Below are 21,528 nucleotides of genomic sequence, written 5' to 3' on the forward strand. Positions count from 1 at the left end.
GTCCTCATTATGGACGAATTGACACCCGTGAAGTTGCCCCTCCAAAGCCTGGCGTGCTAAACTTGTGGGAAATTTGAGGGATATTTTAACCCTTAATAGAGAGGGGTTATTATTGTGGCATGGATCTACTTACTAATTGCAGGCATGACTGAAGTCGTTTGGGCAATTGGATTGAAGGAAGCACAGGGTTTCACGGTACTTATCCCCTCGTTGGTGACGCTATTCTTCATCGTGGTCAGCTTTTTTCTGTTTGCGAAAGCACTGGAAACAATACCTATCGGCACAGCCTATGCTGTATTCACGGGGATAGGTGCAGCTGGAACGGCAATTGTCGGCATCCTGGCTTTCAATGAAGGGGCGGGAGCCGGGAAGCTTTTTTTTCTTTTACTTCTGCTTATTGGCATCGTAGGTCTCAAGCTGGCCGATGGAAAGGGGGAGGCTGAATAATGTCTTGGTTCATCCTCGTTATTGCCGGCCTTTTCGAAGTGGCGTTCGTCATTACGATGAAATTATCCGAAGGGTTCAGGAATAAAAAATATACTGCACTGACTGTTTTGTCCGGGGCACTCAGTTTCTTTTTACTTTCGGTCGCCATGAAAGAATTGCCAGTCGGAACAGGGTACGCGGTTTGGGCGGGCATCGGAGCGGCAGGCAGTGTGCTGGTCGGTATGTTTTTCTTCCGTGAAGAACGGAGTGCGTTGAAATTCCTGTTTTTATCCTGCATTATCGCAGGTGTTGTGGGACTTAAGTTATTTGGTTGAATAACATACATATATTAATCATTATAGAGAGCCGTTCATGGTAAACTGATGTAATGAAAACTACTAGATGGTGAGGGGAAAATATGAAAAGAAGATTAGGTTTAGTCTACGGTGGAAAGTCTGCGGAACATGAAGTATCACTATCGACTGCACGTGCAGTAACGCAAGCGGTGGACTTTGGAAAATACGAAGTGGTACCAATTTATATAACTTACAATGGCGAATGGAGAAAAGGGGAACCGCTCGAGGGTGCTGTTGAAACACTGGAAGAACTGCGTATCGAAGGGGATGGTGGCAGTAAACCGGACAGCATCCATGATTTTCTGAACGGAGGAACTGGTGACCTGGATGTTATTTTCCCGCTTCTTCATGGAACGAATGGTGAAGATGGAACGGTTCAAGGACTTTTTGAAGTGATGAATATCCCTTACGTAGGAAATGGTGTACTTGCATCATCTGCTGGAATGGACAAAGTCGTCATGAAGCAATTATTCGCTCAGGCAGGATTGAACCAAGTGCCTTACGTTCACTTTATCCGGACTGGATGGGTCAGTGGACAACAGCAGTTAGTCGACAAGATGGAGCAGGAGCTAGGCTGGCCGATGTTCGTAAAACCCGCGAATCTTGGCTCCAGTGTAGGAATCAGCAAAGCGACGGACCGAAAAGGGTTAATCGAAGCAGTGGAAACGGCTTTGAAATTCGACCGGAAAATCATCGTGGAGCAAGGCGTGACTGCCCGTGAAATAGAAATGGGTGTTATGGGCAACGACGAGCCGTTATGCTCGGTATCGGGGGAAATAAAACCTGTAGCTGCATTTTACGATTATGAAGCAAAATATAAGGACGGTAACACTACGCTGGCCATACCGGCGGAAGTGGCGGAGGACGTCAAAAAGACAATGGAAGACGCAGCTGTTCGTGCATTTAAGGTGCTTGATTGTTCAGGTCTTGTCCGCGCAGACTTTTTCGTCACGGCAGATAACGAAGTGCTTATAAATGAGGTGAATACGATGCCCGGTTTCACACCGACGAGCATGTTCCCGCTTCTATGGCAGAAAACAGGCGTGACGTATCCTGAATTGATCGATAAGCTGATTGAACTTGCAGTGGAACGACATGCGGAAAAACAGACAATACAATATATGATGGATTGAGCGTGGTTTAACATGAAAAAATCTTTAACTGAAATCGCAGAATGGATTCAGGCGGCGGGGCAAAATATGAACGGCACATTCATAACAGGCGTGTCAATCGACTCCCGTACAGCGACGGCTGGGGATTTGTTCATTCCTTTCCGCGGCGAGCAAGTGAATGGCCACAACTATGTAGAGCAAGCGATTAAACGAGGTGCAGTCGCGTCTCTATGGATGAAAGACGAACCCGATCCACCAGCTGACCTACCACTGATCTTTGTCGAGAATCCTGAGATTGCGCTCCAGGAAATGGCACGTGTTTACCGGGATCTGCTTCATTGTAAAGTTGTAGGTATTACGGGTTCAAATGGGAAAACATCGACAAAGGACCTTATTGCGAGCGTGTTATCCCCTTACTTCAAGGTGCAAAAAACGGAGGGTAATTACAACAACGAGCTCGGCCTACCGCTGACGATTTTATCGCTTGAAGAGGATACCGAGTTCGCCATCCTGGAAATGGGCATGAGCGGGTTCGGAGAAATCTCCTTTTTATCGAAACTCGCAAAACCCCATTTTACCGTTATTACAAATATCGGGGAAGCGCATATGCAGGATCTTGGCTCGCGTGCTGGAATTGCCAAAGCGAAATTCGAGATCATTGACGGATTGCAAGTCGGCGGGAAATTGTTTTATGACGGAGATGAACCGCTGCTGCAAGAACTCGTCGACCAGCAAAATACTATTCAAGCCATTTCATTCGGCTATGACAAGGGAACCGCATTATCCCTAGAAAAGATTGAATCGGGCGATGAAGGTAGTCGATTCACGGTTTCGGGGTTGTTGGATGGTGAATTCACAATTCCTGTATACGGAGCCCATCAAGTGAAAAATGCACTTGCAGCAATTCTTATCGCCGATGAAGCAGCTGTCAGTGCAAACGACATTCGAGCCGCTCTTCTCCAGGCATCATTAACAAATATGCGCATGCAGCCGGTTGTTGCTGAAAACGGTGCGCTGTTCATCAACGATGCCTATAATGCAGCGCCGACTTCGATGCGTGCAGCACTCGCTTTCATGGAGGAAACGGGATTACGGGAAGAAAAGTGGGTCGTTCTTGCCGATATGCTCGAACTCGGTGAAGAAGAGCGGTCGTACCATGAAAATCTCGCCGGTCAGATAATGGTAATGAATCTCGAAGGTATCCTGCTTTTTGGACCGCGCATGAAGTGGCTGTATGATGAACTACAAAAATACGGCATCGAAACGCGGCTCAAGTGGTCAGAGAGGAGTTATACTCCAATTTCAAACACACTCCGGGAATTTACAGGAAAAGATTCCATCATCCTTTTGAAGGGGTCGCGCGGAATGGCTCTTGAACGCATTCTTGAGGATTTGAAGGGTGAAGGGGAATGAAGACAGGTGTGCTTCTCATACATGGCTTCACAGGCGGCCCGTTTGAAGTGCGTCCACTTGTCAATTTCTTGAAAAGGGAAACAAGTTGGCGGATTTCCGTGCCGACTCTGCCGGGCCACGGCCTGTTGCTGGATTTTGAAAAGGTGTCCGCGGCATCTTGGCTCATGGAAGCGGAACTTGCGCTTAAAAAGTTACAAAAAGAAGTCGACCGTGTCATTGTGGTCGGCTTTTCGATGGGGGGACTTATCGCGATGTATCTTGCGCTCCGTTATAGAATCGACAAACTCGTCCTGTTAAGTGCGGCAGCCAAATATATTAGTCCCCGAATCCTTCTGAAGGATTTAAGAATCATGTTGGTGAAGCCGATTACAAAAAAGTACCCGCCGAATACGTTTTATCATTTGTACGAGTACAAATTGACCCACACACCATTTCGGGCAGTAATCGAATTTCTACGCGTTGTAAAACTGGTGGAACCCTATTATGGTCTTATAAAAACGCCGGTATGTATCGTTCAAGGCGGGAAAGATGGAATTGTGCCGTTTACTTCCGCGGAACACCTTTTTAAAAAGCTTGGCTCCGAAAAAAAGGAATTCATAAAATCACCTAACGGGAAGCATCATATCTGTTACAGCGACGACTGTGACAATTGGTTCAATGAAGTGCTTCGGTTCATGCAGGATGATATCTAAACTCCAGGCGCCAGCGGTTTGACGCAAACGACGGCTTCCGCTTTCCAATAAGTAAACTAACTATTACCACTTAAACGGATTGATTGCATGGGGCATTTATCCATGGTATACTATGTTGAACATTGGATACATTTACGTAGCGCTCTTCATTATGTGGAGAGTACTTTTTTTTGAATTTAACGGTTTGCTCATATAAGTTGGACAACTTGTCCGTTGATCGAACCGCTCGGCAAAGACCGGGCTTTCCTTTTCAACCATAACCTCTACTTATACTATAGAGAATGCAAAATATCGGAAACGTTCCCTTTTACCAGGCTCGAATTTGCCGTGCCTTCATTTGCAAATGTAACCAATTGTCAAATGAAAAAACAAAGGAGATTGATAAGTTTGACTAATTTTTCAGAATTGAACATCAGTGAATCTACACAACGCGCACTAAGCAAAATGGGGTTTGAAGAAGCGACACCAATCCAAGAAGGTACTGTCCGTTTTGGTATGGAAGGTCGTGACGTTATCGGCCAGGCACAAACTGGTACTGGTAAAACAGCTGCATTCGGTATTCCAATCATTGAAAAAATCGATACAAGCAACCCGGCGGTACAAGCACTAGTAATTGCACCAACACGTGAATTGGCTATCCAGGTTTCAGAAGAAATCTACAAAATCGGTGCTGACAAACGCGCACGTATCCTTTCTGTTTACGGTGGGCAAGAAATCGGACGCCAGATCCGCGCATTGCGCAATAACCCGCAAATCATCGTTGGTACGCCAGGACGTATTCTTGACCATATCAAACGTAAAACGTTGAAGTTGGACGGTGTACAAACACTTGTACTTGACGAAGCGGATGAAATGTTGAACATGGGCTTCATCGAAGATATCAACACGATTCTTGCGAGCGTGCCATCTGAGCGCCAAACACTTCTATTCTCGGCTACAATGCCTGGACCTATCCGTAAAATTGCGGAAACGTTCATGAAAAATCCGGAAATGGTTAAAATTAAGTCGAAAGAAATGACTGTTGAAAATATCGAACAGTTCTTCGTTAAATCACAAGAACGCGAAAAGTTCGACATTCTTTCACGTTTGCTTAACGTTCAACAGCCGGAGCTTGCAATCATCTTCGGACGGACAAAACGTCGCGTTGACGAACTATCTCATGCACTAAGTATCCGCGGATACATTGCTGAAGGAATCCACGGTGACTTGACACAAGCAAAACGGATGTCAGTCCTTCGTCAATTTAAAGAAGGTAAAGTCGATATTCTAGTTGCAACTGATGTTGCGGCACGTGGACTTGATATTTCTGGCGTAACACATGTTTACAACTTCGATATTCCACAAGACCCTGAAAGCTATGTTCACCGTATCGGTCGTACAGGACGCGCAGGAAAAAGCGGAATGGCAATTACATTTGTAACACCACGCGAAATGGGTTACCTTCGTATTGTTGAAGAAACGACTAAAAAGCAGATGACTGCTTTGAATCCGCCATCTTCAGACGAAGCAATCCTTGGTCAGCAACGTGTCGCTGTAGAACAGCTTACAGAAATTGTTAATAAAAACGAATTGAGTGATTACACGCATCTTGCAACTGAATTGCTTGAGAAATACGAAGCAAAAGACCTAGTTGCAGCGGCAATCAGATCATTAACACGTGAACCGAATGATACACCTGTATCGATTTCGGAAGAGCGTCCATTGCCGGCACGCGGAAACTCTCGCGGCGGTGGCGGTGGCTATAAAGGCAATCGCAGCGGCGGACGTTCAACAGGTGGCGGCCGTGGTTACGGCGGCGGTGGAGCACGTCGTAGTGGCGGTGCTTCTGGTGGCGGTAGCCGTGACGGAGCAAGAAGAGAAAGTAGCCGTACAAGCAGACCTAAATCAACTCGTTAATATATAAACACACACAAAAGCCAGGTATGTGCAATTTGCGCATACCTGGCTTTTTGCATTACTTAAGAAGTTCACAACATCAGGAGTAAGAAAAACAACGTAGCCCCGAAAGTAGACAACGCTTCTGTAAAAGTAAGCAACACACCACCGACAAAGCAACGTAATCCTAGAAGTTCGCAACATCAGGAGCAAGGAAACCAACGCCGCCCCAAAACAAAACAACGTATCCGTCAAACGACATAACACTCCGGCGACCAACCGACGTAATACCATCCACAATCCCCAAAAAATGAAACATATCACATACTCAATCGTATAGAATAAGTAGAAGGAAAGAGGTGTTCATATGAGAGCGCAACCGGTGAACCGGATATCGGAAAAAGGATTGAAAGTTTGGAGACTGTACGGCATCATGCAAACAGGTCTACTTTTGCTCGTGTTACTAGGCGGCGGCGTATTAGCTTACATATTTGAAGCGCCACGGTGGTTTTACATTGTCGCCGCTGCGGTGGTTATTGTATTCGCTTATTTTTTCATTTATTTATTTCCGAAGGTAAGATGGCTGCGGTGGCGCTATGAAGTGCGTGAATCAGAAATTGAACTGCAGCATGGTATATTCATCGTAAAACGGACATTGATTCCGATGGTGCGTGTTCAACACGTAGATACGGCACAAGGACCGATTCTTCGAAGATATAATTTAGGGGAAATCACGATTTCGACAGCGGCGACGAATCATACCATTCCGGCACTTGTTATGGAGGAAGCGGATGAGCTGCGGAGCAGGATTTCCGTTCTTGCAAGGGTGGCGGAAGATGATGTCTGAAACGCGATATAAATTACATTGGATCACTGCGATTATTGAAGTGCTGAAAACAGCTAAAGAAGCGATTTTGCCCATCATCGTACTCGTTTTTGCGAACGGCCTGAATGATGTGGGATCTGGAAAATGGTATTTGGATTATTTATCTTTCATTATTTTCGGTGTACTCATGATCATGTTTTTCATCACGGGCATCATCAAGTGGAAACGTTTTGAATACTGGTTTGAGGACAATGAACTTCGCATCGAATATGGGTTGTTTATAAAAAAGAAGCGCTATATTCCATTCGATCGGATTCAAAGCCTTGATTATACAGAAGGAATTTTGCATCGGCCTTTCAAATTGATCAAAGTGAAAGTGGAAACAGCAGGCAGCTCTTCCCCCAAAAAAGCTGAAGCGGAACTGACTGCCATTACGAAAGCTGCGGCGAACCGGATTGAAGCTGAAATAGCGATGGCGAAAGTCGGTAAGAAAATAGTGTTACAAGCGGAAGATGGGGAACAGACGGAAGAAGTCCGTATGGCGGAAAAAATACCGTCGAAATCGGTCTTTAAGATGACTTCAAAAGGCCTTTTGATTCTTGCAACGACATCGGGCGGGATCGGAATCATACTATCGGGCGTCGGCGTCTTTTTATCGCAGTTTGCCGAAATGATTCCTTTTGAATGGATGTATGAGGAGGTATCCGGCTTCATCAAATTCGGGCTTCTCGTCGTTGCGATTGTGGTGTTTTTGGGATTTGTCTTCGTATGGGGAATATCAGTAGCCATGACATTTTTGGCGTATTACGGTTTTTCGGTATCGCTTGAATCGGAAGACATTGTCATTACACGTGGACTTCTGGAGAAAAAGCGGATGACGGTGCCGCTGAGAAGGGTCCAAAGCGTGCGAATTATCGAAAATCCCTTCAGACAACTATTCGGCTATGCGTCGGTCGTTATCGACAGTGCCGGCGGGGGCGGAGCGGAAGGTGCGAAAATCAGTTTGTTTCCCCTAGTGAAAAAAGCGGATATCTCCGGTCCGTTAAAAGAGATATTTCCTGATCTTATACTAGAAGAACCGATGGGGAAATTACCGGCACGCGGGAAGCACTTTTTCTATCGTATCGACTTTCTCTGGATGATACCGGTGATCGGTGTGATTACGTACTTTTTCTATCCATATGGTTTATTATCACTTCTTATCGTTCCGGTCATCATCCTTTTCGGATTATGGCAGCACAAATCGGCAGCATATGGCATATCGGGGAATCAGCTAACGATACGATTCAGGAACTTCAGTTTGCAGACCGCTTTCCTGATGAAAAAAAGGATTCAGTCGATGGAAATGAAACAAAACCATTTCCACAAGCGGAAGCGTGTAGCGACGCTGGCTGCCGGCATCAAGTCCGGCATGAGTATTTTCAATGCCCAAGTGCATCATATGGAAGAGTCCGAAGCTGAGAGGATACTTTCTTGGTTCGAACCTTCCTTGAAAAATCAAGAAAGAGAGCAGGGTTAACCTGCTCTCTTATCGTCTTCTCTTATTCCAGCTGCCGATCCGTTTTGGATGGAAATAACTGAGCCCGATTAAAAAACCGACTGCCAGCCCCGCGATATGTGCTGTAGCATTAATACCCGGCTGGATAAATGTCATCACGATACTGATAAGAATCATCGGCAAGATGATCTGTCTCAACTGCGGAAGAATATGCTTTGTGTAATAAACAAGTGCTCCAAACGCTCCCAAAATCCCGAATATTGCTCCGCTGGCACCGACACTGGCATAGTCGGGATCTTGCAGGAAGAATGTTGCGATGTTAGCGAAAATACCTGAAAGCATATAAATCGTAAGGAAGCGTGCTTTGCCTGCAATTTTCTCAAGTTCAGGTCCGAAGATGAAAAGGGAGAACATATTAAACAGCAAATGCATGATGCCGCCATGGAGGAACATCGGAGTCAGAAGTCTCCACCATTCCCCGTCGGAGATAAGGAAATTGACACCGACACCCGCGTTAAATACGTATGTCCCGATAAACGGAATAATCGTCACTACATAAATAAGGATATTCAAAGCGAGGAAAAACGTCACCACCGGATATTGGCGGATATATTGCGAAAAGCTTTCTGTACGGCTAAACATGTATTCACCTCAATCTATGTTTTCATTATACATATTTTCTCGTCCATGCTCCAGTGGCTTGGAATGACGGGTGCTGAAGTGTTTTTAGAAAAACGGGAAGGAGGAATTATTTTGATTGCAGGAATTGGGCTTGACATTGTCGAACTTGAACGTATCGCTAAATTGGATGCGAGGTCTCCGAAATTTCGGAAGCGCATTTTAACGGCGGAAGAGCTGAAGATTTACGAAACGCATACAAGTCACAGGCGAATTGAATTCCTTGCGGGTCGTTTCGCCGGGAAAGAAGCATTCGCCAAAGCAAAAGGGACGGGAATCGGAACGCAATGCAACTTCACTGATATTGGCATTCTGCCCGAATCGAGCGGGAAGCCGACCCTTTATTTTAAGGGAGTTGCAATCCTTGGTTTCATATCCATAACCCATACGCGAACTGTTGCAGCGGCCCAAGTAATCCTCCTTGCATAATTGTTCGTCCTTCCTCATAAGATGACCTACCCGATTGAAATGAGAAAGGATGAACTGTATGCGTAGCCGGATATTTGCTCTTTTGTTAGTTGCAGTCATGGTAATCCTCGCGGCATGTGGGGCGCCGTCGAAAGAGGACGTCATGAAAAAGCTCAGTGGAAAGTGGAATGATGCGAAAGGGTACGACTTGCAAGCGTCGATGGAAATTAAGACTGGGGCGGAACCGCGTATGTATGATGTTGCCGTTTGGCATACAAAGCCCGCCTTCTATCGTGTGAATGTAACACAGGCAGGAAGTAAGGATTCCCAGATGATCGTCCGTAACAAGGAAGGTGTGTTTGTTGTCACGCCATCGCTAGGTAAAACGTATAAGTTCCAAAGCGACTGGCCTGAACAAAATAGTCAAGCGTATTTGATAGGAGCATTGTCAGATGACATTAAAGCTGATAAGAATTCGACGATGACGGAAAAAGACAAAACATATGTCTTTGAAACAGCTACGAGAAACAACCATAAAAAAGTGCTGCCGACCCAACAAATCCATATTGATAAAAAGACATTGCTGCCTACGTATGTCTCTGTCCTGGATGAAAATAAAGTCGAGAAAATCCGTATCACTTTTAAAAAGATCACACTTGGAGTAGAACGGAAAGCTGCGGATTATGCCGTGGAAATGGAAGATACGAATACAAGTAAGGAAGACGAACCAGCCGAGGATGATGTGACGGGTCTCTCCACGTACTATCCTTCAGTAGCTTGGGAAGGTGTCACACTTGAGAATGAAGATGTCGTAAAGACAGAAAATGGTACACGTACATTCATGTCCTTTGAAGGGGAAAAAGAATACGTCATTATTCAAGAGCCTGCAGTAAGACCAGACTCGAAAGTGCCGGTCTCCATTGAAGGTGATCCTGTCGATCTTGGATTCACTGTCGCTGCGCTAACGGAAAAATCAATTCGCTGGGAAAGCGAAGGTGTTTCATTCTTTATAGCTTCCGATACTTTGACACAAGATGAAATGATTGAAATAGCAGGATCTATGCAAGCGGAAGGAATGAAATAACTATTGTTGACGAGGAATGGGCTGAAGATTGATAATGGAGAGTATTACAACATAAATGAGGGATTATTTTGGAAAACTCCATTCATTATCGTCCGACGCAAGCAATCGTCGATCTTGAAGCGATTCGAACAAATATCAGAAATCTGAAAAAGTATTTGGGAAGCGGTCCTGCAGTAATTGCGGTCGTGAAAGCAGACGGTTACGGTCATGGCGAGGTGGAAGTCGCTCAGGCGGCTTTCGAAGCTGGGGCGGAAATGGTCTCGGTTGCAACGCCGGACGAGGCAGTAAGACTACGAATGGCGGGTATTAGCGGGGATATCCTCGTCATGGGGCCGTCCCCGCTTGCGTTTGCAGAAAAGGCTGCTGAACTTGGGATTGTGATTACTGTTTCGAGTGCCGAGTGGTTGCAATCCGCACTCAGCCTTGACAGGAGTTTTGAAAAACCGTTGAAGATCCATGTAAAAATTGATAGCGGGATGGGAAGAATCGGATTAAGGGATGTAGAAGCCCTTCAATCCCTCATCTCGGTAATTGTAAGAACGGATTATGTAATACTGGATGGCATCTTTACACATTTTGCTTGTGCAGATGAAGAAAATCCGGCAAGTACGGAAGAGCAGTTCACGAAATTCATGGAACTGGTGAAAAAACTGCCGGCTAAACCCCGGCTTGTTCACGCATCGAATAGTGCGGCAACCCTCCTCTATTCCGAATATGCGCTTGACGCGGTCCGTTTCGGAATCGGACTTTACGGCATCGCACCTTCAGAATACGTGGGAGGGATGTTGCCTTTCCGTCTTGTAAAATCTTTCACGCTTGAAAGTGAGCTTGCCTACGTCAAATTGCTGGAGGCAGGCAAAAAGATCAGTTACGGCGGCACCTATGAAACAACTGGGAATGAATGGATAGGCACCATTCCTATCGGCTATGCAGATGGTTTGAAGCGTGGTTTGCGAGGACAGGAAGTGCTTATCGGCGGCGAACGTATTCCTATTGTTGGAACGATCTGCATGGACCAGTGCATGGTGAAACTTCCGAGGGAAATGTCGGTAGGTGAAAAAGTTGTGCTGATTGGCCGTCAGGGCGATGAGGAAATTACGATGGAAGAGTGGGCGGAGCGGCTTGGTACGATTCCGTATGAGATTGCCGTTTCAATTTCGAAGCGGGTATCGAGAATATATACAGGGAAAGTTGGACAGAATTTATAATATCCGTACTTTCGACAAAAAACCTAGCAACTTTGCAGAATCCTGTCAATAAAATTCCTTCTATGTCTTCTCATTGTTGATATTCAATGGTAAGATGGACTAGTATTGAAATATAGGAACGGGTTTGTCGGAGGTGCTAACGTTGCGTGCAAATAAAAACATGAAAGAAATCATTGTTAAAATTCCGAAACGGATGCTGAATGAAAATGAACATACGGTCGTCCATCAAGAGCTGGACCGTGGTGATTTCGTTTATATTTCGACAAAGCGATACGTAACTGACTACGAATCAGATGCGATCAGGGAAGAGATGATGAATGGTTATCTCGAAATGTCGCAAATCAACCTCAAAATCGCCACGGAATGCTTGCATGTGGAATTTGAAGCCCAGCATACGGTGGAACGTCTCGTAAGCGGAGGATGAAAAGTTGGCAATAAAACGTGGAGACGTCTTTTTTGCAGATCTGTCGCCTGTCGTCGGTTCTGAACAGGGAGGTACGAGACCGGTTCTAGTCATCCAGAATGATATAGGCAATCGGTTTAGTCCGACAGTTATCATTGCGGCAATCACAGCGCAAATTCAAAAAGCGAAATTGCCTACACATGTTGAAATTGATGCGGTGCGTTATGGTTTCGAGCGGGATTCGGTCATTCTGCTCGAACAAGTCCGCACAATCGACAAGTCGAGGCTTACAGATAAAATAACACACCTAGATGAATTTTTGATGGAGCAGGTCGATGAAGCGCTCGAAGTGAGTTTCGGCCTTATCAAATTCTAAGCATACATATGATAGAGACACCACGGGGTTCACTCCTGTGGTGTTTTTTCAATTTCCTGTCCAACATTTCCCGTCCAACATTGCATGTCGCAATGGCAGAGATATGACAAAAAAAGTGTATTACGTCACCATTTTCGTTACAATGAATATACAATGATTTTCGAACCCCAAGGAGGCTTACGGAAAAAATATGAATACGCGAATGGTTGAAGGTATAGATCAGAACATAAAAGAGATTATTGAACGATGGCAAGTACTAATGAAGGAAGTAAAGGGAGAAAAGTTTTTCCATTTCATGCCCGCACCACTTATCGAAAAGACCAGCACTGAATTTGCCGCATTGATGACATCGAATATTGATCGGGCGGATGTGGTCCATTCAGAGAAATTGAATGAATTCACTGAGAAGGTCGTCCGGTTCGGATGGTCCATCAAATTCGTCAATAAAGCGATTGACAACTTTTCAAATATCGTTTTTGAGCTTTTGGAAGAGAAAGGAATCATTGATCAAAGTAATCTGCGGTCCTTTGTTATGATTTTTGATAACTGGATCGCACCTCTCCGTGAAAGTATCATCGAAGCCTATTCCGTGGAATGGGAGCGGACTGTAAGTTTGCAGAAAATCGCTTTGCAGGAACTGTCTGCATCTTTGATACCGGTTTTTGAAAAGATTTCGGTGATGCCGCTTGTTGGTACAATCGATACAGAACGGGCTAAATTGATCATGGAAAACTTGCTTGATGGTGTAGTGAAGCAGCGTGCGGAAGTCGTTCTACTGGATATAACCGGTGTCCCGGTTGTGGATACAATGGTCGCCCATCACATCATACAAGCAGCGGATGCAGTACGACTCGTCGGAGCGAAATGTATGCTTGTAGGAATTCGTCCTGAAATTGCCCAAACGATTGTCACACTTGGAATTGACTTGAATGACTTTACAACGACTAGTACATTGCAACGCGGGATGCAGGAGGCACTTGGGTTGACAAACCGGACTATAGTGGAGGTTGAACCATCATGAATATGCGAATCCCGATTTTAAAACTTAATGATACATTAATTGTTTCGGTTCAATGGGAACTTGATGATCAGACTGCGATACAATTCCAGGAAGATCTTTTGAAAAAAATGCATGAAACGACTGCTAGAGGTGTTGTTATTGATTTAACTCCGATTGATTTCATTGATTCCTTTATTGCGAAGGTACTGGGAGATGTCATCAGTATGTCAGGTTTGATGGGGGCGAAAGTTGTCATTACGGGAATTCAACCGGCTGTTGCGATTACACTTATCGAACTTGGAATCCGTTTGGAGAATGTATTGACGGCACTAGATCTCGAAAATGGATTGGACAAACTTCGTAAAGAATTGGAGGCCTAAAAATGGAGTACTGGTCTTCTGTAGATATATACACGGAGTGGGACATTGTTGCTGCCCGACAACTGGGCCGGAATGAAGCGAAGAAGTCCGGCTTTGGAACGGTTGATCAGGCGCGAATCACGACAGCTATAAGCGAATTGGCACGCAATATATATTTATACGCAGGGAAAGGCAAAATTGAAATCAAAAGACTATCTGAAGATGGGCTTAATGGGATTACAATTATTGCTTCGGATGAAGGTCCGGGAATTCCCGATATGCGTAATGTAATGACGGATGGTTTTTCTACTTCTGGAGGGCTTGGCGCAGGTATGCCGGGCGTGAAAAGACTTATGGATGAATTCAAAGTGGAAACGGAGCTTGGAGTTGGAACGATAATCACCGCCACTAAATGGCTCCGTTGAGGAGATGATGATGGATGCCTGAGGAAGTTGGGAAACAATATAAAGAAATATTGAAACAATATGTCGACGGGCAAAATGAAGAAGATCTGTATTTGGGGCAACAGTTCAGCAGACAATTCATTGAAAAGAAAATTTCGCCCGAAGATGTTATTAGCATTCATAAAATGGCGCTTACCGAGGTATTTCCACATATGCCGGACAAATTATGGCATTCGTTCGATTTTCTCATTGAAATGATGATACATTACGGACTTGCACTTAAGGAGCATCAGAGCCTCATCCGGAAACAGGAAGAACTTCATATGGAGATGAACGTGGCGGCAAAAGTTCAAGATACTTTGCTGAAAACAAAGAAACCGGATTTCAGGGAACTTGATATCGGGTTTGTTACGGAGCCGGCTAAACAAATGAACGGCGATTATATTTATTTCCTTAATGATAATAGTTATGAGGCAAGTGTAGCGGTAGCCGACGTTATTGGTAAAGGAATACCTGCGGCGCTTTGCATGTCGATGATCAAATTCGGGATGGACAGTTTACAGAAGGAAAACACAAGCCCGCAGCATGTTCTGGACATTGTAAACAGGATTGTGGAAAAGAGTGTTGACGATTCAATGTTTATATCAATGTTCTACGGGAAATATAATGCGAAGGATTCCAGTTTCACTTATGGTTCCGCCGGACATGAACCTGCACTTTTGTATAAGGCATCTACAGGTACTTTTATAGAGCTGGATGCAAAAGGGCTCCTTCTCGGTGTACAACCGGATGTGGTTTATGAAGAGCGGTCCATCGTGCTAGAAGAGGGTGACTTTGTCGCCATGATGACGGATGGTGTAACCGAAGTGCGGACGGATACAGGCTTTATAGAAGATGAAGTGATTAAGTCCATTATGATAGAAGTGAAAAATAAATCCGCGCAGGAAATAGCGGACGCCGTTTACCAGAGGCTTGCCTATCTGCAGAACTTTCATCTGCGGGATGACTTTACAATTGTCATTTTTAAAAAAGAGAATGAAAAGGTTTAAGTCTTCAAGGATAGGGTAACTAAATTGATAGGGTAATACTTAAAAAATAGAGAAATTCGGGGTGTAAAAATGGATTTGAAAGTTGATGTTTTAGAAGATAATAGTGTTCAGCGATATAAAATTGTCGGGGAGATTGATGCGTTCACAGCCCCGAAATTACGGGAACGCCTTGCGTTGGCCGAGAAAACGAAAGAAATGCAGGCGGAATTGGACTTGTCCCAAGTCCATTATATGGATAGTACCGGTTTAGGTGTCTTTGTCGGTTTTTATAAAGCGGTTAAGGCCAATGGAGGTCACGTGAAAATTGTTGGCGTGAATACACGTCTTAAAAGACTTTTTGATATAACTGGTTTAGGAGAAGTCATGGATATTGTCATGGAAGAAAGTGGGGACAGAGATGCAACCGTATGATTACATTGAAATAAGAGTTCCTGCAAAAGCTCAATATGTTGGTGTCGCTCGTCTCGCGATATCAGGCCTCGCAAGTCGCCTCGGTTTTACTTACGATGAAATCGAAGACTTGAAAATCGCTTCGAGCGAAGCGATTACAAATGCGGTTCAGCATGCATATAAAGAGAATGACGATGGCGAAGTCGTAGTCGGTTGCGCTCTTTTTGCAGACAAGTTGGAAATCATGGTAGCGGATCACGGAAAAAGTTTTAATTTCGAGGAAACGAAGAAGCGTGTAGGCCCTTACAACGAACAAGAGGAGGTACAGTTTCTTCGGGAAGGCGGACTTGGACTTTATTTGATGGAAACATTGATGGATGATGTGAAAGTGCATCATGAAGAGGGTGTGACGGTCTTTATGACCAAATACCTCGGCGGAGAGCGGGGCGATGAGGATGTCGAACGAACAATCTCCTCATGAGTCTGAAGAGAAAGACCGATCCACTTCTGAACCTTCTCCCCGTGAAACGGGAACGAAAGAGGAAGTCCTTCTATGGATAAAAAGGTATCAGGAGACGAATGACGATGAGGCGCAGACGAATCTTGTACTGCATTATGAACGACTTGTGCAATCGATAGCCCGGAAATATTCAAACGGGAAACCGTTCCATGAAGATATTGCCCAAGTGGGTATGCTAGGTCTTCTAGGGGCGATCCGTCGCTATAATCCGGAATTCGGCAGAAGTTTCGAGGCCTTCGCGGTGCCGACAATCATAGGTGAAATTAAACGCTTCCTGCGTGATAAGACGTGGGCGATCCATGTTCCAAGACGTATTAAAGAATTAGGGCCGAAAATCAAAGCGGCTGTTGAATCGTTGACGGTGGAAATGCAACGTTCGCCCCTAGTGAGCGAAATTGCAGAGTATCTGGATGTGGACGAAGAATTGGTTCTTGAGGCGATGGAAATGGGAAGGAGTTACCAGGCTCTTTCTATGGATCATACCCTTGATGCGGATTCTGAGGGAGGTACGGTTACACTATTCGATATAATTGGAGAATCTGACGAAGGTTTTGAAAGAACAGATCAGCGCATGGTAGTTGCCAACGCCCTGAATGTTTTGTCTGAACGCGAAAAACAAATTATCCAGTATACATATATTGAGCAACTAAGCCAAAAAGAAGCGGGAGAGCGGCTTGGCATCTCCCAAATGCACGTCTCAAGATTGCAGCGAAAAGCGATTAAGAAGTTGCAGGAAGCAATTTTGGCGGCTGGCGGTGTCTCATAGTGGACTCGATACTAACCAAGCATGTAGAAGCGTATGTCTATCAGGAAGCAAAGTTCGGTAACCGGGAATGCGGTGATACCTATTTCATCCACGCGGAGGAAGAATATTTCATCTGTGCGATTGCGGATGGATTAGGCAATGGGCCGATTGCGCGTCAATCAGCCCAAATCATTCCGAAAGTGCTAAAAGAATACCATAATGAAACAATCGATGAATTACTTAGCCGCTGCAATGAGCATATGGTACAAAAACGCGGAGCTGCCGTAGCTATTGTGAAAGTGGATTATAAACAAAAGACAATTCAATACAGCTGCGTTGGGAATGTCCGTTTCTACATGCTTCATAATCGCAGTAAAATGATCTATCCGTTGCCTGTAATGGGCTACCTATCAGGAAGGCCCCAAAAATTAAAGACGCAACAATATGACTATCAAAAAGGTGATCTCTTCTTCCTTCATTCGGATGGTGTAGCTCTGAGAAGCCCGAAAGCTTCTTTGAAGGAAAGTTCAGGACCTTATGAGTTGTATCAAAATGTGCTGCAATCGATTGAACATGGCGACGACGCCACGTTTATAGCTGGAAGTCTGCTTCTATAAAATGGAAGTAGGCTTTTTTTATGTCCAGATTCAAGACGCCGCTATGCAGGCGCCTTATGCTTTCCTTATGTTAAAATGAATCTATAGACGGAAGGGTGGTTTTATTGATGAGGCATATTGTTGAGGCTACAGCTGGGAAAGCGGCAGTCAGTATACATCAAGCTGAAAAGGTTATCGCATTACTTGACCAAGGAAATACTGTGCCGTTCATCGCGAGGTACCGAAAAGAAGAAACTGGTTCACTTGATGAAGTGGAGATCAAGGCGGTTGAGGATGCGTACAGTTATGTAAAAGGCCTCGAACAGCGCAAAGAAGAAGTGATCCGTCTCATCGATGAGCAAGGTAAACTCGATGACAATTTAAGAAAATCGATTGAAAGCGCTACCGTATTACAACGAATTGAAGATCTTTATAGGCCATTTAAACAAAAAAGACGTACACGTGCCATGATTGCAATTGAAAGTGGCCTTGAGCCGCTGGCGAAAAACCTTTTGGAGTTTACTGGAGTTTCACCGGAAGATCTTGCTAGATCTTTCATTAATGAAGAGCTCGGTATTAACGCGATTGAAGATGCATTGGCGGGAGCTAGGGATATTATTGCCGAGCAATTTGCTGATGACGCTGCAATAAGGGGAAATATTCGAAAATTGGCCTGGGCGGATGGAATGATTGTATCAGCAATACGGAAAGGGTCAGAAGACAAGCGAAATGTTTTTGAAAACTACTATGAATATGAAGAACCCTTGAAAAAAATCGTCCCGCACCGCGTTTTAGCTTTGAATCGTGGCGAAAAAGAAGACGTGCTGCGTATAGGTATTTCTTTCCCGGTTGAAAGGATACTTGGGGGACTTGAACGTGAATTAATTCGAAAATCACATTCACCGTCCGCTGTACAAGTAAAAGAAGCAATTGAGGATGCATTTAAACGGTTGATCGCACCTTCAATTGAACGGGAAATCAGAACGGCACTTACTGAAAAAGCTGAAGAGCAAGCAATTCATGTGTTTTCCGAGAACCTTAAGAGTCTTCTTCTGCAACCGCCATTAAAGGGGAAAGTAGTTCTTGGGCTTGATCCGGCTTTTCGTACAGGGTGTAAACTTGCGGTTGTTGATGAAACGGGTAAACTTCTTGAAATATCCGTAATTTATCCCCATCAGCCGCAAATGGAAAAAGAAAAGTCGAAACGGACTATTTTAGAATTACTGAAAAGATACCCAATCACCATTATTGCTATCGGGAATGGGACAGCTTCACGTGAATCCGAATTATTCATAGTCGAATGCATCAAAGATGCGCAAGCAGGCGTTTCCTATGTCATTGTAAATGAAGCGGGTGCCAGTGTATATTCAGCTTCACCACAAGCACGGGACGAGTTTCCTGAACTTCAAGTCGAGCAACGGAGTGCGGTTTCAATCGCAAGACGCTTGCAGGATCCACTATCAGAACTTGTTAAAATCGATCCGGGTTCGGTCGGTGTTGGGCAATACCAGCATGATGTCGCGAAAAAACGTCTGTCCGAATCATTATCATTCGTAGTTGAAACCGCCGTGAACCGTGTAGGGGTAGATGTTAACACTGCTTCCTCTTCGCTGCTTCAATACGTGGCGGGCCTTTCGAAGACTGTTGCGGAAAACATTGTCAAATCCCGTGAAGAGAACGGATTGTTTACAAAACGTAATCAATTGAAGAAAGTTCCGCGACTTGGCGCAAAAACGTATGAACAGGCAATTGGTTTCCTGAGGGTGCTTGATGCGAAGGATCCGTTCGATTCCACGGGGATTCATCCGGAAAGTTATCAATTGGCGGAGCAAGTATTAGAAGAAGCGGGGACAAGTAAGAAGATGCTCGGCAAGAAAGAAACGGCAGATGCTCTGTCGACTTTGGATATTAAAGCTTTAGCTGTTAAATTAGACGTTGGAGAAGTGACGTTAAAAGATATTGTCGATACACTTCAAAGACCGAACAGGGATCCGCGCGATGATTATCCGCAACCACTTTTGAAAGCGGATGTCCTCGACATGAAAGATCTGTATGAAGGACTTGAGATGCAAGGAACTGTTCGGAATGTCGTAGACTTTGGTGCGTTTGTTGATATCGGAGTGAAAGAGGACGGTCTCGTCCATATCTCAAAATTAAAAAAGGGATATGTGAAACATCCGCTTGACGTTGTAGCTTCTGGAGATATTGTTACTGTATGGGTTGAAGGTATTGATATAGGGAAAGGACGTATTTCGTTGACGATGTTGCCGCCGTCCTCGAAATAATGTTTGAAATGGAGGGGATGGCTATGACGGATGAAGAATTGCAGGAACTGATCGAGAGTGTTTCTAAGGAAACATTCGGCAAGCCTTTCCTCCACATTGCCCGTTTTAACAAAAGACTCAGGACAACCGGTGGGCGTTATCTGCTCTCAAACCATTCAATAGAAATTAATCCGTTGGTATTGGATATGCACGGAACAGAAGAATTGGTCGGCGTAATCAAACATGAACTATGTCACTATCACCTTCATATAGAAGGAAGGGGATATCGCCACCGTGATGCAGACTTCAGAATTCTGCTGAAGCATACGTCTTCTCCGCGTTTTTGCAGACCTTTAACTGAAGAAAAACAGCGGGTGCAACCGAAACATGTATATGAGTGCACATCATGCAAGCTGCTCTATAAACGTAAAAGAAGAATGGACGTCCGTAAATACAGGTGTGGGAAATGCGCGGGGCAAATTGAAGAAATACAAGCTGTCAAGTGAATGCCTAGAACTTTGTTCACGTTAAAAACTGCGTTCCGACAAGGTTCTAGGCGATTGTTAAAACTAATTTAAGAAAAGGTGTTGACGAAATGAATAACACTGTCTATAATTAGAAAAGTCGGTTGGGAACGGCGCTGAATTATCAAGCTGAGCAATCCCGCATACGACGTTAATACTTAATATGGCCCCTTGGTCAAGCGGTTAAGACACCGCCCTTTCACGGCGGTATCACGGGTTCGAATCCCGTAGGGGTCATCAAGATTTTTTTGATACGAAGTATTGAGATGAATCATTCTTGAAAAATGAATTAACTTTGTATAGCATAGTCTATCGGCTGAATAAGGTAACGATGGGGTATAGCCAAGCGGTAAGGCAACGGACTTTGACTCCGTTACTCGTTGGTTCGAATCCAGCTACCCCAGCCATTTCATTTAAATGCTGAGCATTTAAATGAAAATGTGAGAAGCACCGATGGTGATTCGAGTGAATGGGATCCCATATAAGTCTGAATAACTTCTCTCTTATATAAATAGAGAGCCATTAGCTCAGTTGGTAGAGCATCTGACTTTTAATCAGAGGGTCGCAGGTTCGAATCCTGCATGGCTCACCATTTCTTTTAAAAAAGAATGTTGACAAATGAATTGTACGTTGTATAATAAGATTTGTCGCTAAAACAACGCGGTAGTGGCGGAATGGCAGACGCGCTAGGTTGAGGGCCTAGTGGGGGTTAACCCCGTGGAGGTTCAAGTCCTCTTTACCGCACCAAAACACTTACGTTATTAAAAAGTCCTTCGCCTCGATGGACAGAGATTTAGTCGCAAATCAAATGGTTATCATTCAACTAACGTCGGATGTACCAATGCTATATATATGCGGGTGTAGTTTAGTGGTAAAACCTCAGCCTTCCAAGCTGATGATGAGGGTTCGATTCCCTTCACCCGCTCCATATTACCAATGTAAGCGTAGTGTAATTATCACACCGAAAAGTAATTGCAAAAAAGTTGTTGACGCCGCGAAGAGCGGATGTTATACTTAAAAAGTTGTTATCGCAACAACTTGACAAATGAACCTTGAAAACTGAACAGCAAAACGTCAATGAAATACAGCGAGAGTGCTAACCCACTTGAGCAAAACGTTTCCTAGTAAGCTGACTTCTGTCAGGCGAAAAGAAACACAATCGAATCTTCGGATTCAGGGAGGAATTCTATTCCTCTCCAGTCAGCAAGAAATGAGCTATTCATTTTCTTCTATTATGGAGAGTTTGATCCTGGCTCAGGACGAACGCTGGCGGCATGCCTAATACATGCAAGTCGAGCGGAATGATGGGAGCTTGCTCCCTG

At 44.6% G+C, this 21,528-nt stretch carries 24 protein-coding genes, 5 tRNA genes and 1 rRNA gene; 29 read left to right on the forward strand and 1 reads right to left on the reverse strand.

All coding sequences use genetic code 11. The features are described from left to right. Positions 1-114: 114 nt before the first annotated feature. From HDC33_RS13605 to HDC33_RS13640, 8 genes are all read left to right on the forward strand, one after another. Positions 115-447 (forward strand): DMT family transporter, encoded by a 333-nt coding sequence (locus tag HDC33_RS13605; protein ID WP_179393112.1) that lies wholly within the window; start codon positions 115-117, stop codon positions 445-447. Continuing rightward, entirely contained in the window at positions 447-761 is a 315-nt protein-coding gene (locus HDC33_RS13610) for a DMT family transporter (protein ID WP_179393113.1), read from the forward strand. Before HDC33_RS13605 ends, HDC33_RS13610 begins: the two co-directional genes overlap by 1 nt. 83 nt (positions 762-844) lie before the next feature. Further along, on the forward strand, positions 845-1,915 hold the full coding sequence (locus HDC33_RS13615; RefSeq protein ID WP_179393114.1) for a D-alanine--D-alanine ligase: 1,071 nt from the start codon (positions 845-847) through the stop codon (positions 1,913-1,915). A 12-nt stretch (positions 1,916-1,927) separates the two neighbouring features. Next, positions 1,928-3,307 carry a UDP-N-acetylmuramoyl-tripeptide--D-alanyl-D-alanine ligase gene (locus HDC33_RS13620; protein WP_179393115.1) on the forward strand — a complete coding sequence of 460 codons (1,380 nt, stop codon included), beginning with the start codon at positions 1,928-1,930 and terminating at the stop codon, positions 3,305-3,307. Beyond that, on the forward strand, positions 3,304-3,999 hold the full coding sequence (locus HDC33_RS13625) for an alpha/beta hydrolase (RefSeq protein ID WP_179393116.1): 696 nt from the start codon (positions 3,304-3,306) through the stop codon (positions 3,997-3,999). The genes HDC33_RS13620 and HDC33_RS13625 overlap by 4 nt, the downstream gene beginning before the upstream one ends. Before the next feature lie 387 nt (positions 4,000-4,386). After that, complete coding sequence (cshA, locus tag HDC33_RS13630) at positions 4,387-5,895, forward strand: degradosome RNA helicase CshA (RefSeq protein ID WP_304625756.1); 1,509 nt, start codon at positions 4,387-4,389, stop codon at positions 5,893-5,895. A 346-nt stretch (positions 5,896-6,241) separates the two neighbouring features. Beyond that, the gene (locus tag HDC33_RS13635; protein WP_179393118.1) at positions 6,242-6,721 is read left to right on the forward strand and encodes a PH domain-containing protein; all 480 of its coding nucleotides are present in this window, start codon (positions 6,242-6,244) and stop codon (positions 6,719-6,721) included. Then, on the forward strand, positions 6,714-8,219 hold the full coding sequence (locus tag HDC33_RS13640) for a PH domain-containing protein (protein WP_255457419.1): 1,506 nt from the start codon (positions 6,714-6,716) through the stop codon (positions 8,217-8,219). The genes HDC33_RS13635 and HDC33_RS13640 overlap by 8 nt, the downstream gene beginning before the upstream one ends. A gap of 9 nt (positions 8,220-8,228) precedes the next feature. Here HDC33_RS13640 and HDC33_RS13645 read toward each other — a convergent pair whose 3' ends face one another. Further along, on the reverse strand, positions 8,229-8,840 hold the full coding sequence (locus HDC33_RS13645) for a rhomboid family intramembrane serine protease (protein ID WP_179393119.1): 612 nt from the start codon (positions 8,838-8,840) through the stop codon (positions 8,229-8,231). Positions 8,841-8,951: 111 nt separating this feature from the next. Here HDC33_RS13645 and acpS point away from each other — a divergent pair, with 111 nt between their 5' ends. The 21 genes from acpS to HDC33_RS13750 all read left to right on the forward strand — a co-directional run. Then, a complete protein-coding gene (gene acpS / locus HDC33_RS13650) occupies positions 8,952-9,305 on the forward strand; it encodes a holo-ACP synthase (protein ID WP_179393120.1) in 354 nt (117 codons plus the stop codon). Between the two features lie 58 nt (positions 9,306-9,363). Next, positions 9,364-10,368 (forward strand): LolA family protein, encoded by a 1,005-nt coding sequence (locus HDC33_RS13655; RefSeq protein ID WP_179393121.1) that lies wholly within the window; start codon positions 9,364-9,366, stop codon positions 10,366-10,368. A 68-nt stretch (positions 10,369-10,436) separates the two neighbouring features. Then, positions 10,437-11,576: an alanine racemase gene (alr, locus tag HDC33_RS13660; protein WP_179393122.1), complete on the forward strand. Its 1,140-nt coding sequence runs from the start codon at positions 10,437-10,439 to the stop codon at positions 11,574-11,576. A 133-nt stretch (positions 11,577-11,709) separates the two neighbouring features. After that, entirely contained in the window at positions 11,710-12,000 is a 291-nt protein-coding gene (locus HDC33_RS13665) for a transcriptional regulator (protein WP_370457478.1), read from the forward strand. Positions 12,001-12,004: 4 nt separating this feature from the next. Further along, on the forward strand, positions 12,005-12,355 hold the full coding sequence (locus tag HDC33_RS13670; RefSeq protein ID WP_067205315.1) for a type II toxin-antitoxin system PemK/MazF family toxin: 351 nt from the start codon (positions 12,005-12,007) through the stop codon (positions 12,353-12,355). 190 nt (positions 12,356-12,545) lie between these two features. Continuing rightward, positions 12,546-13,376 carry an STAS domain-containing protein gene (locus HDC33_RS13675; protein ID WP_179393123.1) on the forward strand — a complete coding sequence of 277 codons (831 nt, stop codon included), beginning with the start codon at positions 12,546-12,548 and terminating at the stop codon, positions 13,374-13,376. Then, a complete protein-coding gene (locus HDC33_RS13680) occupies positions 13,373-13,735 on the forward strand; it encodes an STAS domain-containing protein (RefSeq protein WP_218843276.1) in 363 nt (120 codons plus the stop codon). Before HDC33_RS13675 ends, HDC33_RS13680 begins: the two co-directional genes overlap by 4 nt. 2 nt (positions 13,736-13,737) lie before the next feature. Continuing rightward, entirely contained in the window at positions 13,738-14,139 is a 402-nt protein-coding gene (locus HDC33_RS13685; protein WP_179393124.1) for an anti-sigma regulatory factor, read from the forward strand. A 14-nt stretch (positions 14,140-14,153) separates the two neighbouring features. Next, positions 14,154-15,167, forward strand: a complete 1,014-nt coding sequence (locus tag HDC33_RS13690) for a PP2C family protein-serine/threonine phosphatase (protein WP_179393125.1) — start codon at positions 14,154-14,156, stop codon at positions 15,165-15,167. Positions 15,168-15,236: 69 nt separating this feature from the next. Continuing rightward, the gene (locus HDC33_RS13695) at positions 15,237-15,578 is read left to right on the forward strand and encodes an STAS domain-containing protein (RefSeq protein WP_179393126.1); all 342 of its coding nucleotides are present in this window, start codon (positions 15,237-15,239) and stop codon (positions 15,576-15,578) included. Beyond that, positions 15,565-16,038 (forward strand): anti-sigma B factor RsbW, encoded by a 474-nt coding sequence (gene rsbW, locus HDC33_RS13700; RefSeq protein ID WP_179393160.1) that lies wholly within the window; start codon positions 15,565-15,567, stop codon positions 16,036-16,038. The genes HDC33_RS13695 and rsbW overlap by 14 nt, the downstream gene beginning before the upstream one ends. Beyond that, positions 16,013-16,843 carry an RNA polymerase sigma factor SigB gene (gene sigB, locus HDC33_RS13705; protein WP_179393127.1) on the forward strand — a complete coding sequence of 277 codons (831 nt, stop codon included), beginning with the start codon at positions 16,013-16,015 and terminating at the stop codon, positions 16,841-16,843. The genes rsbW and sigB overlap by 26 nt, the downstream gene beginning before the upstream one ends. Continuing rightward, positions 16,843-17,439 (forward strand): PP2C family serine/threonine-protein phosphatase, encoded by a 597-nt coding sequence (locus HDC33_RS13710; protein WP_179393128.1) that lies wholly within the window; start codon positions 16,843-16,845, stop codon positions 17,437-17,439. The genes sigB and HDC33_RS13710 overlap by 1 nt, the downstream gene beginning before the upstream one ends. Before the next feature lie 107 nt (positions 17,440-17,546). Next, entirely contained in the window at positions 17,547-19,703 is a 2,157-nt protein-coding gene (locus HDC33_RS13715; RefSeq protein ID WP_179393129.1) for a Tex family protein, read from the forward strand. A 23-nt stretch (positions 19,704-19,726) separates the two neighbouring features. After that, the gene (locus HDC33_RS13720; RefSeq protein ID WP_179393130.1) at positions 19,727-20,188 is read left to right on the forward strand and encodes a SprT family protein; all 462 of its coding nucleotides are present in this window, start codon (positions 19,727-19,729) and stop codon (positions 20,186-20,188) included. 183 nt (positions 20,189-20,371) lie between these two features. Beyond that, a tRNA-Glu gene (locus HDC33_RS13725) sits at positions 20,372-20,443 on the forward strand. Positions 20,444-20,538: 95 nt separating this feature from the next. Next, a tRNA-Gln gene (locus HDC33_RS13730) sits at positions 20,539-20,613 on the forward strand. Between the two features lie 109 nt (positions 20,614-20,722). Next, positions 20,723-20,798, forward strand: a tRNA-Lys gene (locus HDC33_RS13735). A 68-nt stretch (positions 20,799-20,866) separates the two neighbouring features. Next, positions 20,867-20,953 (forward strand) — tRNA-Leu (locus tag HDC33_RS13740). Between the two features lie 107 nt (positions 20,954-21,060). After that, positions 21,061-21,134, forward strand: a tRNA-Gly gene (locus HDC33_RS13745). A 303-nt stretch (positions 21,135-21,437) separates the two neighbouring features. Next, a 16S ribosomal RNA gene (locus HDC33_RS13750) occupies positions 21,438-21,528 on the forward strand; the annotation flags it as partial.

The organism is Sporosarcina sp. JAI121, from assembly GCF_013408665.1.
Classification (GTDB): domain Bacteria; phylum Bacillota; class Bacilli; order Bacillales_A; family Planococcaceae; genus Sporosarcina.

Bases quoted from the DNA above. Each gene is read 5' to 3' on its own strand.
- HDC33_RS13685 (WP_179393124.1), top strand. From the start codon at position 13,738: ATGGAGTACTGGTCTTCTGTAGATATATACACGGAGTGGGACATTGTT.
- HDC33_RS13615 (WP_179393114.1), top strand. From the start codon at position 845: ATGAAAAGAAGATTAGGTTTAGTCTACGGTGGAAAGTCTGCGGAACAT.
- rsbW (WP_179393160.1), top strand. From the start codon at position 15,565: ATGCAACCGTATGATTACATTGAAATAAGAGTTCCTGCAAAAGCTCAA.
- HDC33_RS13675 (WP_179393123.1), top strand. From the start codon at position 12,546: ATGAATACGCGAATGGTTGAAGGTATAGATCAGAACATAAAAGAGATT.
- HDC33_RS13680 (WP_218843276.1), top strand. From the start codon at position 13,373: ATGAATATGCGAATCCCGATTTTAAAACTTAATGATACATTAATTGTT.
- HDC33_RS13695 (WP_179393126.1), top strand. From the start codon at position 15,237: ATGGATTTGAAAGTTGATGTTTTAGAAGATAATAGTGTTCAGCGATAT.
- HDC33_RS13625 (WP_179393116.1), top strand. From the start codon at position 3,304: ATGAAGACAGGTGTGCTTCTCATACATGGCTTCACAGGCGGCCCGTTT.
- HDC33_RS13690 (WP_179393125.1), top strand. From the start codon at position 14,154: ATGCCTGAGGAAGTTGGGAAACAATATAAAGAAATATTGAAACAATAT.
- sigB (WP_179393127.1), top strand. From the start codon at position 16,013: ATGTCGAACGAACAATCTCCTCATGAGTCTGAAGAGAAAGACCGATCC.
- HDC33_RS13655 (WP_179393121.1), top strand. From the start codon at position 9,364: ATGCGTAGCCGGATATTTGCTCTTTTGTTAGTTGCAGTCATGGTAATC.
- HDC33_RS13720 (WP_179393130.1), top strand. From the start codon at position 19,727: ATGACGGATGAAGAATTGCAGGAACTGATCGAGAGTGTTTCTAAGGAA.
- HDC33_RS13610 (WP_179393113.1), top strand. From the start codon at position 447: ATGTCTTGGTTCATCCTCGTTATTGCCGGCCTTTTCGAAGTGGCGTTC.
- HDC33_RS13715 (WP_179393129.1), top strand. From the start codon at position 17,547: ATGAGGCATATTGTTGAGGCTACAGCTGGGAAAGCGGCAGTCAGTATA.
- HDC33_RS13645 (WP_179393119.1), bottom strand. From the start codon at position 8,840: ATGTTTAGCCGTACAGAAAGCTTTTCGCAATATATCCGCCAATATCCG.
- HDC33_RS13640 (WP_255457419.1), top strand. From the start codon at position 6,714: ATGTCTGAAACGCGATATAAATTACATTGGATCACTGCGATTATTGAA.
- HDC33_RS13635 (WP_179393118.1), top strand. From the start codon at position 6,242: ATGAGAGCGCAACCGGTGAACCGGATATCGGAAAAAGGATTGAAAGTT.
- HDC33_RS13620 (WP_179393115.1), top strand. From the start codon at position 1,928: ATGAAAAAATCTTTAACTGAAATCGCAGAATGGATTCAGGCGGCGGGG.